The sequence below is a fragment of the Microbacterium sp. SCN 69-37 genome (assembly GCF_001724435.1).
Lineage (GTDB): Bacteria > Actinomycetota > Actinomycetes > Actinomycetales > Microbacteriaceae > Microbacterium > Microbacterium laevaniformans.
In genome coordinates, this window is sequence record NZ_MEEL01000059.1 from 1 (window position 1) to 12256 (window position 12256).

14 protein-coding genes are annotated in these 12256 nt (G+C 68.9%); all 14 read left to right on the top strand.

The window, feature by feature from the left end; all coding sequences use genetic code 11:
* A partial coding sequence (locus ABS64_RS14075; protein WP_292684346.1) for a ParA family protein occupies positions 1-570 on the top strand: 570 nt, incomplete at its 5' end.
* Positions 570-1196 (top strand): hypothetical protein, encoded by a 627-nt coding sequence (locus ABS64_RS14080; protein WP_292684348.1) that lies wholly within the window; start codon positions 570-572, stop codon positions 1194-1196. The genes ABS64_RS14075 and ABS64_RS14080, both read left to right, overlap by 1 nt.
* A gap of 3 nt (positions 1197-1199) precedes the next feature.
* Complete coding sequence (locus ABS64_RS14085; protein WP_292684350.1) at positions 1200-1883, top strand: SAF domain-containing protein; 684 nt, start codon at positions 1200-1202, stop codon at positions 1881-1883.
* Between the two features lie 6 nt (positions 1884-1889).
* Entirely contained in the window at positions 1890-2684 is a 795-nt protein-coding gene (locus tag ABS64_RS14090; protein WP_292684352.1) for a hypothetical protein, read from the top strand.
* Between the two features lie 2 nt (positions 2685-2686).
* A complete protein-coding gene (locus ABS64_RS14095; protein WP_292684354.1) occupies positions 2687-4306 on the top strand; it encodes an ATPase, T2SS/T4P/T4SS family in 1620 nt (539 codons plus the stop codon).
* Positions 4303-5169, top strand: a complete 867-nt coding sequence (locus ABS64_RS14100; RefSeq protein WP_292684356.1) for a type II secretion system F family protein — start codon at positions 4303-4305, stop codon at positions 5167-5169. The genes ABS64_RS14095 and ABS64_RS14100 overlap by 4 nt, the downstream gene beginning before the upstream one ends.
* Positions 5166-6047 carry a type II secretion system F family protein gene (locus ABS64_RS14105; protein ID WP_292684358.1) on the top strand — a complete coding sequence of 294 codons (882 nt, stop codon included), beginning with the start codon at positions 5166-5168 and terminating at the stop codon, positions 6045-6047. The genes ABS64_RS14100 and ABS64_RS14105 overlap by 4 nt, the downstream gene beginning before the upstream one ends.
* Positions 6048-6178: 131 nt before the next feature.
* A complete protein-coding gene (locus tag ABS64_RS14110; RefSeq protein WP_292684360.1) occupies positions 6179-6382 on the top strand; it encodes a hypothetical protein in 204 nt (67 codons plus the stop codon).
* Positions 6383-6392: 10 nt separating this feature from the next.
* On the top strand, positions 6393-6803 hold the full coding sequence (locus ABS64_RS14115) for a TadE/TadG family type IV pilus assembly protein (RefSeq protein WP_292684362.1): 411 nt from the start codon (positions 6393-6395) through the stop codon (positions 6801-6803).
* Positions 6800-7246, top strand: coding sequence for a TadE/TadG family type IV pilus assembly protein (locus ABS64_RS14120; protein ID WP_292684364.1), 447 nt, complete (start codon positions 6800-6802; stop codon positions 7244-7246). Before ABS64_RS14115 ends, ABS64_RS14120 begins: the two co-directional genes overlap by 4 nt.
* A 4-nt stretch (positions 7247-7250) precedes the next feature.
* Entirely contained in the window at positions 7251-7673 is a 423-nt protein-coding gene (locus ABS64_RS14125; protein WP_292684366.1) for a pilus assembly protein TadG-related protein, read from the top strand.
* A 10-nt stretch (positions 7674-7683) separates the two neighbouring features.
* Positions 7684-8298: a hypothetical protein gene (locus tag ABS64_RS14130; protein WP_292684368.1), complete on the top strand. Its 615-nt coding sequence runs from the start codon at positions 7684-7686 to the stop codon at positions 8296-8298.
* Complete coding sequence (locus ABS64_RS14135) at positions 8292-9311, top strand: hypothetical protein (RefSeq protein WP_292684370.1); 1020 nt, start codon at positions 8292-8294, stop codon at positions 9309-9311. The genes ABS64_RS14130 and ABS64_RS14135 overlap by 7 nt, the downstream gene beginning before the upstream one ends.
* Positions 9312-9403: 92 nt before the next feature.
* The coding region (locus tag ABS64_RS14140) for a LysM peptidoglycan-binding domain-containing protein (protein WP_292684372.1) at positions 9404-12256 on the top strand (2853 nt) is incomplete at its 3' end.

Sequence of the window (12256 nt, forward strand, 5' to 3'; positions counted from 1 at the left end):
GTCCTCGTGGTCGACGTCGACCCGCAGGAGTCCACGACCTGGTGGGCCGAGAACGCGGGGGAGGAGCTGCCCTTCGACTTCACCGCCGACGTCGACCCGAACAACCTCTCGCTGATCCGCAACGCCGACGACTACGACTACGTCCTGATCGACACCCCCGGCAGCCTCGACAACACCGCCGTCCTCTCCGCCGTCCTCGACGTGGCGGACTTCGTCGTCCTCCCACTCAACCCCGAGCCCCTCGTCGTTCCGGCGCTGCGTCGCACCGTCGCCCAGCACATCGCACCGCGCGGCCTCGAGTACCGGGTGCTCCTGAACAAGATCGACCGCCGAGTGTTCGGCCAACTCGAGGACTGGCAGGAGCTCGTCGACGGCGGCCTCAAGATGCCCCGCTTCCAGGGGTACATCCGGGCGAGCAAGAGCATCGCGGACGGCCCGCTGGACGGGAAGGTCGTCACCCAGTACAGCGACACCCGCGCGACGCAGAACGCGATCTTCGACTTCACCACCGTCGCCCGAGAACTACAGACCGCACTAGAGGCCACGCCCGCCATGAAGGGAGCGAACTGATGGCACGCAAGAGCCTGGGATCACTGGTCGGCAAGGACGCTGACACACCCGCGCCGACCGCGGGGGAGCAGGCGGCGCCTACGCCGGCAGCCGCACCGACCCCACCGGCGCAGACTGAACCGGCACCGACTCCGGCAACCGAGAAGGCGACGCCGCCTCCCGCCGCAGAGGAGACCAGCACGCCGGCCCGCAAGACGCGCGGCCCTCGCCGCACCGCCGCGGCCGCTGACGGTGACAGCGACCGTGAGACCGCCTCCAAGGGCGTCCCGGTGCACCTGACCGAGGAGCTCAACGAGCGACTGCAGGCGTACATGGCCACCACCCGGTGGAGCCACCACAACGTCCTCCTCGACGCGATCGAGACGACGTATGAGCGCCTGCCTGAACTCATCGCCGAAGCCACCGCCGCAGCCAGCCGCAAGGCCGAGCGCACGGTCCTGTTCGCCCGACCCAACCCCACCGCGCCCAAGGCGTCGGGGGAGGCCCGGGTCAAGCACACCGTGAAGATGAGCGACACCAACAGGAACGTCCTCGACCGCGTCACCGCCGAGGTCGGCGCCCCCAGCCGCAACTTCCTCATCACCGTGGCCTACGAGGCCTACCTGCCCACCATCGAGAAGAGCTGACCCATGAGCACAACCGCCCCTGAGAAGACCAGCAAGCGAGCCCGGAACACCGAGAAGGCCCCGACCCGACCCGCCGCGGTCGGGCAGCCGACGAAGTCTCGTCGCCGCGTGTGGATGATCGCCCTCGGCATCACCATCGTCCTCATCGGCGCGTTGGCCACCTGGTACATCACCACCACCACGTCGCGCACCGTCTCGGTCCTGACCGTCAGCGACACCGTCCAGCGCGGTGAAGCGATCACTCAGAACGACCTCACGACGATCTCGATCGCCGGCGGGCAGAACGTCGACGCGATCCCCGCTTCGGAAGCATCCGACATCGTCGGGCAGGTCGCAGCCGTCGACCTGCCCGCCGGATCGCTGCTGACCACCAGCAACACCCTCGACACGCTGCCGGTCCCGGAAGGCTCCTCGATCGTCGGCATCGCTGTGAACGCAAGCCAGCTGCCCTCCTACCGTCTCGCAGCCGGCGACGCCGTCCGCCTGGTCGACACCCCGGTCGCGCAGGGAGAGCCGCCGACATCGGATCCGCAGACCTTCGACGCCACCGTGTTCACCACCACCTACGACGAGGCCAACCAGACCTGGATCGTCGACGTCGTGGTCCCCGAGCGGGAAGCAGCATCGATCGCAGCGCGCGCCGCCACACAGCGTGTGTCCATCGTCCTCGACGGCGTGGGGGAGTAAGCCCCGATGTCGATCGTCTACCTCACCAGCACATCGGGCGCGCCGGGAGTATCCACCCTGGCAACCGCCCTCACACTCAACTGGCCGCGGCCGGCGCTCCTGCTCGAGGCCGACATCGCCAAGACCAGCCACGTCCTCTCCGGCTACCTGCGCGGCCAGTACCAGCACGTCCAGAGCCTCACCGAAGCCGCGATCGCCAACCTCCGCGGTGGCCTGGACGGCGAGACCCTCTTCGCGCAGACGATCAGTCTCGGCGAAGGCCGCTACGTCATCCCGGGGTTCAACGACCTCGGCGGAGCACGCGGAACGACCAGCGCGTTCTGGGCGAACCTGCTGCGCGCACTCGAGCAGCTGCCGCGCACGGCCGATGCTCCCGACCTGGACATCATCGTCGACGCCGGACGGTTCGCCCCCGGAGACCCTCGCAGCCCGCTGATTGCTGCAGCAGACGCCGTGCTCGTGGTCACCGGGAACACCCTCCCGGACATCCACTCCCTGTACGCGAGCGCGGGTGCCTTCGCGACCACGCTCGAGGCATCCGGCCACCGCGACTACCTCGGGCTCACGATCACCACCACGCCGCTGCGTGGCCAGGGATACAGCGCCAACGAGATCTCCTCCAAGACCGGCCTGCCCTTCGTTGGCGCACTGCCCTGGGACCCCGCCACCGCCGCGCACTACTCGCACGGAGCCGCGGCCCCCGCAAAGCGCTCGCCCTACACCAAGGCACTGACAGAGATCATCACCGCCCTCGACGGTGATCTCGCCGGCCGCCGCTACACGCCGACAGCACAGGACTGACCATGGCCAAGAACGACACCCCAGACCCCGCAGACCTCTCCACGCTGCCCCTGTTCAACCAGCCGCCGCGCCCTGCAGCGAACCCCGCAGCGAGCCACCTGCTGCGCGCCGCCGCTCGGGGCGAGCAGCAGGCGCCCGCACAGTCGGCGACACCGACCCCGACCATCGACCCGTTCGCGGTCGCTGACACGGCCGCATCCATCCCCCCGACGACGCAAGCGGTCGTGCCTCCGAGCCGCCGAAGCGCTGCGGCGATGTTCGAGGATCAGGGCCGCATCCCGTGGGACGCGGTATCGGAGTTCCGCGACGCCGTCTCGGTGATCCTCGCCGACGCCGGTCAGTCTGACCCCACCCTCACCGACGAAGCTCGCGAGATCATGGCCCGCCAGCACACGGCCGAGCTCATCCGCGCACGGGTCGACGATCTCACGCGGCACGGCCGAGAGCAGTGGAGCCCGACGCTGCAGGAAGACATCGCTCAAGCCGTCTTCGATGCGATGTTCCGCCTCGGCCGGCTGCAGCCGCTGGTCGACATCGAAGGCGTCGAGAACATCGACATCGTCGGCTACGACAACGTGTGGCTGACCTTCGCCGGTGGCAACCGGCAGAAGTACCCGCACCCGGTGTCGGTGAGTGATGACGAGCTCGAGCGCGAGATCAACTTCATCGCCACCCGTCGCGGTGAGGGAGCGCGATCGTTCAACGCCTCCCGCCCGTCTCTGCACCTTGACCTGCCCGGCGGCGCGCGTCTCGCCGCTCTTGCTCGACCGGTCGCCGAACGACCCTCAGTGACCATCCGTATTCACCGTCACGTCGACATCTCGCTCGGCGACCTGGTCGCGACCCACACCCTCACAACCCTCGCGGCCAAGTTCCTCGAGGCCTCGGTTCTGGCAGGACTCAGTCTCGTCACCAACGGCTTCCAGTCCAGCGGCAAGACGACCCTGCTGCGCGCGCTGGCCGACTGCATCCCGCCGGACGAGAAGCTTGCAACGATCGAAATGGAACGCGAGCTCTACCTGCACAAGAACCCCGCGAAGCACCCCCTCGTGATCGCCTTCGAGTACCGGCCCGGCGAGGGCGAGCCCGGGGCGTCGGGGGAGCGGGCAGGTGAGTTCCCCCTGATCCGCGGCCTCGAGGATTCGCTGCGACACACCACCGACCGGCTGATCGTGGGTGAGGTTCGCGGATCGGAGATCAACGCGATGCTGCAGGCCATGCAGTCCGGCGTTGGCTCGATGAGCACCCTGCACTCGCAGAGCCCCGAAGACGCGATCGAGCGCATGGTCACCCTGATGATGAAGGACGGCTCCAACGCCACCCCGGCATACTGCTACCGCCAGATCGCGCAGAACATCGACCTGATCATCCAGATGGCGAAGATCCGTGACCACGAAACCGGCAAGGCACGGCGCGTGATCACGTCGATCTGCGAAGTGCAGCCCGGTGAGGACAGCTACGGCGTCGCCCGCCCCACGATCAGCAAGATCTTCACGTTCGACAAGGCGACGCAGACCCTCGAGCTCGGCCAGCTGCCCTCCCGCGAACTGCTCGACAAGCTCGCCGAGGTCGGATTCCGCGAAAGCGAGCTCAGCCCCTACTCGCAGGAGGCCAACGCATGAACACCGCCGGCATCCTGATCGCGATTCTGGTCGCCGCCGCCGGCGGCATCCTGATCGTGCTCGGGCTCGCCTACCAACCCCCCGAACCGGGCAGCGCAAAGCCCGTGCGCGCCAAGCGCACCACCCCTCGGTTCAGCAGGCAGCAGCAGATGTGGGCGCTGATCGGCCTCGCCGCCGGCGTGCTGCTGTTCCTCTACTCCGGGTGGTTCATCCTGATCCCCATCGCTGCCGTCGCCGGCGCCACCCTGCCGCTGTTCCTGAGCAAGGGCGACGCGCCGCAGAAGATCGCTCGCCTCGAGGCGCTCGAGACCTGGACGCGCAGCCTCTCCGGTCTCACCGTCGCCGGCACCGGCCTCGAGCAGACACTGACCTCGTCGCTCGCCTCCGCCCCCGAGACGATCAAGACGCAGGTCGGCTCGCTCGTCGCGCGGCTCAACGCCCGCTGGCCCACGCGGGAAGCCCTCGAGGCGTTCGCCCGCGACTTCGACGATCCCACCGCAGACCTGATCGTGATGCACCTGCTGCTCAAAGAGCAGGCCCGCGGCGCCGGCCTCGCCGAAGCCCTCGACGACCTCGCGGAGATCATCTTCGAGGAAGTGAAGGTGCGGCGACAGATCGAGACCGACCGCGCCAAGCCGCGCACGCAGGTCCGCATCGTGGCGATCGCCACCCTGGTCGTGCTGGCCGCACTGCCGTTCCTGGGCACCTACACCGCCGCATACGCCACCCCGCTCGGCCAGGTGCTCCTGACCATCTGGGTCGTCCTCTTCGGACTGCTCCTGATGTGGATGCGCTCGATCAGCATCGGCAAGCCCGCCCCCCGGCTGCTCGTGGCTCCCGAGACGAAGGAGGACGCGCTGTGAACCTGCTCGCTCTCATCCCCGGCCTGATCCTCGGCGCCGGCGTGGCGCTGATCATCAGCGCCCTCATCCCACGGCAGCCACACCTGGCGGCCACCCTCGACCGACTCACCGAAACCACCATCGCCCTACCCGACGCAGGCGACGACTCGCTGCAGCACCGGGTCGGGTCGTGGGTGGCGCAGCACCTTCCCGAGCGCTCCTGGCTCAAAGTGCCGACCACTGACCTGCGGTTGATCCAGATGCCGCTGGACAAGTACTACTACGACAAGGTGCTCCTCGCCCTCGTCGGGCTGGTGGCACCCCTCGCGCTCGGACTGTTCGCGCAGGCCCTCGGATTCATGCCGTTCTACATCCCCGGGCTGCTCGGCATCCCCCTCGCCGCGTGGCTGTGGTTCAGCGTCGACCAGGACATCCGCTCGAAGGCCAACGACGCGCGCGCCGAGTTCACCCGAGCCGTCGCCGTCTACCTCGAGCTCGTCGCCGCTGAGCGCAAGCGCGGCGCCACCGCTGCACGCGCCCTCGAAACAGCCGCCGACGTCGGCCGGTCATGGGTGTTCGTCCGCATCCGCCAGGAGCTCACCCGAGCCCGCTACGCCGGTGTCGCACCGTGGGACGCACTGCGGTCCCTGTCTGAGGAAATCGACGTCCCAGACCTCGCCGACGTCGCCAAGATCGTGCGACTTTCGGGGGAGGAAGGCGCATCGATATATGAGACACTCAGATCGAGGGGAAAGACCCTCCGGCACAAGCTCCTCGCCGAGGAGCACGAGAAAGCGAACAGCGCGAGCGAGCGGATGCAGATGCCTCTGGCAACCACTCTGTTCGTCTACGTCGGGATCATCATCACGCCGCTGATCCTGAACCTCCTCGCGACATAAGAGCCATGTCCGCGAACCCCTGATCGGTCGGCCTATATGACATAAGGCTCCCCAAGTCGCCCGCCCCCATAGTTGACTTTCAACTCAAGACACCCAGTCCACGCACCACCCAACCCCGGAAAGAGAGAGAAATGAGCAAGATCACCGAACGCATCACCCTCGCCGTGGAGTCCGCCAAGGGCCGCTACCGCGAGCTCACCGAGGCCCCCGAAGAGGGCCTCGAGACCGCGGAGAAGATCTTCCTGACGGTCGGCGCGGTCATCCTGGCTGCCGCCGCCATCGCCGCCATCACGACCTTCGTGACCGGCCAGATCGCACTGCTGCCCAGCAACTGAACCCGTGGTCATGGCATCGATCCGCGCTCGCCTCCTCCGTCCGCTTCGGAAGGCGGGGCGAGACGAGCGCGGATTCGAGACCGCCGAGACCGTGATCGTGCTGCCGGCGCTGCTCCTGCTGATCCTCGCGATCGTGCAGGGAGGCCTTTGGTACCACGGCACCAACCTCGTCCAGGCCGCAGCTGTCAACGCCTACGAGGCAGCCCGCCTGTACGACGCCACCACGGCAGACGGCGTCAATGCCGGCACTGCGACCGCCGATCAGGCCGGCGGCATGCTCACCGACGTCAACGTGAACGTCGATCGCAACGCCACCGAGGTCACCGCAACCGTCACCGCCATCACGCCCGGCCTCATCCCCGGCGTGAACACCACCGTCACCAAGACCATCACCGGACCCGTCGAAAGGTGGGTGCCATGATCACCCGCCTCCGGCAGCGCCTCGTGGCCGACGAGCGCGGCTCCAACGCCGCCGAGATCGTCATCATCGCCCCCGTCATCGCGATGCTCGTCCTCGTCCTCGTCGCCGGCGGCCGCACCGCCCTCGCCGACAACGCGACCCAGAGCGCCGCCTACGCCGCCGCACGAGCCGCCTCCCTCTCCCGAGACGCCAGCACCGCAGTCACCAACGCCGAGGACGCCGCACGCCGCGCGATGAGCCAGTCCGGCATCACCTGCACGACCCTCACCGTGAGCGTCGACGCCAGCGGCCTGAACACCGCGATCGGCACGACCGGTACCGTCTCCGCCGCCGTCAACTGCGACGTGAGCCTCGCCGACATCACCCTCCCAGGCATCCCCGGAAGCCGGACCATGAGCTCGTCGGCCGCCTCACCCGTCGACGCCTACCGAGAGCGAGGCTGACCCCGTGACCACCATCCGCCGGCTGCTCCGCAAGCTCCGCGACGACGAGCGCGGCTCCATCACGCCGTTCTTCGTGGTGTTCGTTCCCGCGCTCGTCCTCATCGTCGGGCTCGTCGTCGACGGCGCCGGGAAGATCCAGGCTAACGAGAACGCGCAAGCCATCGCCTCCGGCGCCAGCCGCGCCGCAGCCAACGCCGTCGCCGCCCAGGTCGTCTCTAACGGCGGCATCAGCCTCGACAACAACCGGGCACGCACCGCTGCGACCGACTACATCGAAGCGTCCGGCATGACCGGGACCGTGAACGTCGTCGGAGACCGGATCACCGTTAGCGTCGAAACGTCGTACAGCACGAAGTTCGTTTCCATCATCGGCATCACCACCCTCCCCGCTGGGGCGACCGCCACCGCCGAGATCATCACGCAATAGGAGCCCCCCCATGAGCACCAAGCGCCTCGCCATCGCCGGCATCATCGCTGCCGCACTGACGCTGACCGCCTGCACGGGCACCGGCACCCCCAACCCCACGGGCAGCGCGGGCGAGACCCCCACGCCCACCCCCTCGGCTACGGCGATCACCGGCGAAGCACCCGCCGACGAGAACGAAGCCATCGACCAGGCCGAGGCGACCATCGACCTCCTGCTCGCGACGCAGGCAGAGATCGGCGCGGCCGGCGGGGCGAACCCCGAGCGGTATGAAGCCGTCGCCACAGGGAAGGCCCTGCGCGAGTTCCAGGACGACGCCACCCGGATCGCCGAGGGACCGATTCTGAACGAGGACGGCGAGAGCATCGAGGGGCAGTCGACCGTCGAAGGGTCTCTCATCTTCGAGCCCGCGACCGGCTACGGCCAGGAGTACGAGGGAATCGCCAACGGACTCGTGATCGTGCCGGGTTGCCTCGATGGCTCTCAGCGCAAGATCACGACAGCCGATGGCAAGCCGGCAATGCAGAACCCGAACCCCCGCAACGAGGTCGAGTTCCATGTGATCTACAACGCCGAGACGAAGACGTGGCTCGTCAATGACCGCATCAGTCTGGGGACCACATGCTGAGGCGAACGCTCGCGGTCCTCGCCACCGCACTCATGATCGCGGTTGGATCTGTTGTAGCTGCGGCCCCCGCTCAGGCTGCGGGCGGCGTCTACTGCAACGATCTCGCCGTCTGCTACATCACGATCTCCAACGTGCCCTCCGACCCGGCGCCGAACCCAGACAGCAACGGGTGGACGCCTGGTGCGCCGACTTGCTACTACGAGAACTCGGAGTCGGGCCTGCTGCAGCTGGGGTGGAGCGAGGCCGACATCCGCGTCTTCGACGGCGGCAGCTATCAGCGGTTCTACGCGATCATCGATTGCGGTGGCTCGACGTCGTACTGGTCGAATACCCGGCAGTGCTACGTGTTCATGAAGGACGGCGTCTGGCCGACGCGCCCCCCTGGGTACTCCGACAAGGCCGGCTACTACGGCTGCATCATGTTCAACCCGACGCCGGGCGGTTCGCCTGGTGTCGGCCAAGAGACCAACTTCTGGTCTGAGACGGTCCCGCCCGGCCTGCAGGTTCTGCCCCCTGGCGTCGCCGCCGAGCGGCTGATCTCGACGTTCGCGCTGCGCGGGATTGACATCGGCATGGCGCCCGAGGTCAACCCCGCGTGGGGTCACCGCCGCTCCTACCTGGGCGTACCCGTGTGGCTCTGGGTTGAGAACCCGCAACCGCTGACCTGGGGACCGTACAGCGAGACGGCCACCCTCGGCGGGCAGACCATCACCGCGACCGCCCGCGTGACTTCCGTTCGGTGGGACATGGGCGACGGCGGATCGCAGGTCTGCGGCGGCACTGGCACCGCGTACACGACCGGCTACGGCGTCACTGATTCGCCGACCTGCGGCTACCGCTACCGCACGACCTCGGAGTCTCAGGGCGGCGATCGCTACACCGTCACCGCGACGAGCCAGTGGGTTGTGGAGTGGACCTCACTCGCCGGTCCCACCGGCACGATCAACCTGACGACCTCGAGCTCGGTCCCGCTCGAGATCAACGAGTTGCAGACCGTCAACGTCGGCGGGTGAAAGCCAGATGTCCGCGAACCGCCAGCTGTGGGGCCTATATGACGTAGGACCCGCACCGCGCGGGCGCTGACGCTGAAATCGAGGAGACGACCGTGAGGCGAATCACCGCAGGGCTCGGAGCTCTCATCCTGTCTGCCGCGCTGCTGGTGGGTCTGCCTGCCGCGCTGGTCTTCCTGGCCGGTAACCCGATCCCCTCGTGGGATCGCCTGATGTCGGCGCTGACGATGCCCGACTACGGCGGGGAGTTCCTGGTCGGCACCGTCATCCCGCTCATCGCGTGGACCGCGTGGGCAACCTTCGCGATCGGCTACCTCGCGGAGATCCCGAACCAGCTGCGCATCGCCATGTCGGGCCCCGGCGTGAAGCGGATGAAGCTGCCCGGCCTGGGCGTGCAGCAGAAGGCTGCCGGCGTCCTGATCGCAGCCATCATCGCAATCTTCGCGCCGAACGCCGCCATGGCCGCCACTCCGACCGCTGCCGATGTCGCCCCCGCGAGCGTGTCTGCCAGCGTCACCAGCTACACCGACCAGGCACCTGCCCCGGCAGCTGAAAGCGCACCGGAGGCCGCCACTGCGGAGCAGGCGCCTGCTGCTGCGCAGACCTACACCGTGAAGGCCGGCGACTCTCTGTGGGCGATCGCCGAGCAGCACCTTGGCGACGGTCAGCGCTACCAGGAGATCGTCGAGCTCAACCGCGACCGCCCCCAGCCCGGCGGCTACACCGTGGGGCAGCGCGACGGCATCGACCCCGGCATGGTGCTCGAGCTCCCGGACGCGGCCGCCAGCGTGACGCAGGCCGGCGAGGAGCAGCGCACCGTGGTCTCCGGGGACACTCTCTGGGACATCGCCGCAGACGAGCTCGGCTCGGGGGAGCGGTACACCGAGATCTACGAGGCCTCCCGCGACATCACCCAGCCTGACGGGCGGCAGATCTCCGACCCCAGCCTCATCGTGCCCGGATGGACGGTCGCCATCCCCGCCGCCTACGTCGCCGCGGCTGCGTCGATCACCGAGGCGCCGGCCGAGACTCCCGCGCCGACCACGCCGCCGACCGCCATCGACGGCGCCGAGGGCGCCACCGATGACCCTGCTGTCGTCGACGGCACTCAGACCGAGACCGACGACGCCGGATCGGCGACGACCGACACCGATCAGAGTGTGGGCAGTGAAGGGTCGTCGACGACCGAGGACACCGTAGACGAGGCGGGCGGCGCCGGTGATGCCGACGAGCCCGCTGCTGAGCCCGCCGAGAACGCGGGCACCGACACCGGCCTCGGCTTCGTGACCGATGGTGGCGCGGCCGAGACGGCGCCGACGCAGGAGAACGCGCCGGCCGAGTCGGCACCCGTGCCGGCTGAGGTCGACGAGGCCGCCGAGGCGAGCGACGCCCCCGACTGGGCCGACGTCGTCACCGACTGGCGCACGCTCGGGATCGGGGGAGTGCTCGCCGCCGGTCTGCTCAGCTTCCTCGGTCTGCGCCGCGTCCAGCAGCGCCGCAACCGCAAGCCCGGCCAGCGCATCGCGATGCCCGCGGAGGAGATCTCCACCGTCGAGCTCGAGCTTCGCGCCGTAGAGAACCCGCAAGGCATGGACGCCGTCGACCACGCGCTGCGGATGCTGGCCGTGTGGGCTCAGGACACCGGCGCCACCCTCCCGGCCCTGTACGCGCTGCGCCTTTCGGCCGACGAGATCTCGGTCTTCCTCGACGAGCCCGCTCAGCTGCCCGCGCCGTTCCGCCAGGACACCCCGGACGAAATGGCGTGGTCGATCGGCTTCGACGACCTCACCCCGCTCGAGCGCACCCCGTCAGCGCCGTACCCGGCGCTGGTCACCCTCGGCCACGACGAGAACGACGCCCACCTGCTCGTGGATCTCGAGAAGCTCGGCTCGCTCAACATCGACGGCACCCCCGAGCTCGAGGAGGCGACGCTGACCGCTCTGGCCCTCGAGCTCGCGACCAGCACCTGGGCGGAGAACCTGCAGGTCACCCTCGTGGGTGTCGCTGCCGGGCTTCCCGACGCGGTCGGGTCCGGCAGGGTCCGCCACGTCGACGACGTCGACGCACTGATCCGGGATCTGCGCGGCCAGGCCGAGGAGGTCACCGCCGCGCTCGAGGACGCCGGAATCACCAGCCTCGAGCAGGCGCGCACCGCCGGCCCCCTGGCGGAGTCGTGGACCCCGGAGATCATCGTGCTCGGCCAGCTGCCCGACGAGCACACCCGGCTCGAGCTCGCCGAGCTCGTCAGCCGCGTGCCGCGCGTGGGAATCGCCGCGATCTCCGCCGGCCACTTGGCCGGAGGCTGGAACTTCCGTCTGCAGGACCGCACGACAGCCGAGCTCGAGATCCCGGACACGGACGGCGCGACCCTGCCGCTGACCCCGCAGGTCGTCACCGACGAGGAGTACGCCCGCATCCTCGCCCTGTTCACCGTCGCCAACGACCAGCCCGCCGTCGAGCACTCCTCGGCGTCGGCCGAAGTCGCGCTCGACGAGATCTTCCAGGGCGCCACCGACGAAGCTCCCTACCCGGAGGCTGAGACCGCCGAGCTCGACCCGAACGGCACAGCCGTCGACGCCGAGGAGCTTCCCGCCGAGCACCTGGTCGACGCCGCTCCCGTCGACCAGGTGCTCGAGCCGACCGCCGTCGCCGACGAAGCACCGACCGCAGACACGGTCGCGACCGCCGAGATCTCCGCCGACGACAACGCGCACGACCTGAGCACCCTCGCGCCGATCGTCGACCTGCGATCGCCCCGGCTGCAGCTGCTCGGCCCCGTCACCGTGCTCAACCCGCAGGGTGAAGCACCGAGCAACGCGCAGCAGTGGAACTCGCAGCGTCTGCGCGCGATCGAGCTCATCGCGTTCGTGGCCACCCACCCCGAGGCCAGCACCGAGCAGGTGCACGACGCGCTGTGGCCCGGCAGCGACCCGGCCCGAGGCACGTCG

Coding starts and splice junctions, on each gene's coding strand:
- ABS64_RS14080 (WP_292684348.1), top strand. CDS start 570: ATGGCACGCAAGAGCCTGGGATCACTGGTCGGCAAGGACGCTGACACA.
- ABS64_RS14085 (WP_292684350.1), top strand. CDS start 1,200: ATGAGCACAACCGCCCCTGAGAAGACCAGCAAGCGAGCCCGGAACACC.
- ABS64_RS14090 (WP_292684352.1), top strand. CDS start 1,890: ATGTCGATCGTCTACCTCACCAGCACATCGGGCGCGCCGGGAGTATCC.
- ABS64_RS14095 (WP_292684354.1), top strand. CDS start 2,687: ATGGCCAAGAACGACACCCCAGACCCCGCAGACCTCTCCACGCTGCCC.
- ABS64_RS14100 (WP_292684356.1), top strand. CDS start 4,303: ATGAACACCGCCGGCATCCTGATCGCGATTCTGGTCGCCGCCGCCGGC.
- ABS64_RS14110 (WP_292684360.1), top strand. CDS start 6,179: ATGAGCAAGATCACCGAACGCATCACCCTCGCCGTGGAGTCCGCCAAG.
- ABS64_RS14115 (WP_292684362.1), top strand. CDS start 6,393: ATGGCATCGATCCGCGCTCGCCTCCTCCGTCCGCTTCGGAAGGCGGGG.
- ABS64_RS14120 (WP_292684364.1), top strand. CDS start 6,800: ATGATCACCCGCCTCCGGCAGCGCCTCGTGGCCGACGAGCGCGGCTCC.
- ABS64_RS14130 (WP_292684368.1), top strand. CDS start 7,684: ATGAGCACCAAGCGCCTCGCCATCGCCGGCATCATCGCTGCCGCACTG.
- ABS64_RS14135 (WP_292684370.1), top strand. CDS start 8,292: ATGCTGAGGCGAACGCTCGCGGTCCTCGCCACCGCACTCATGATCGCG.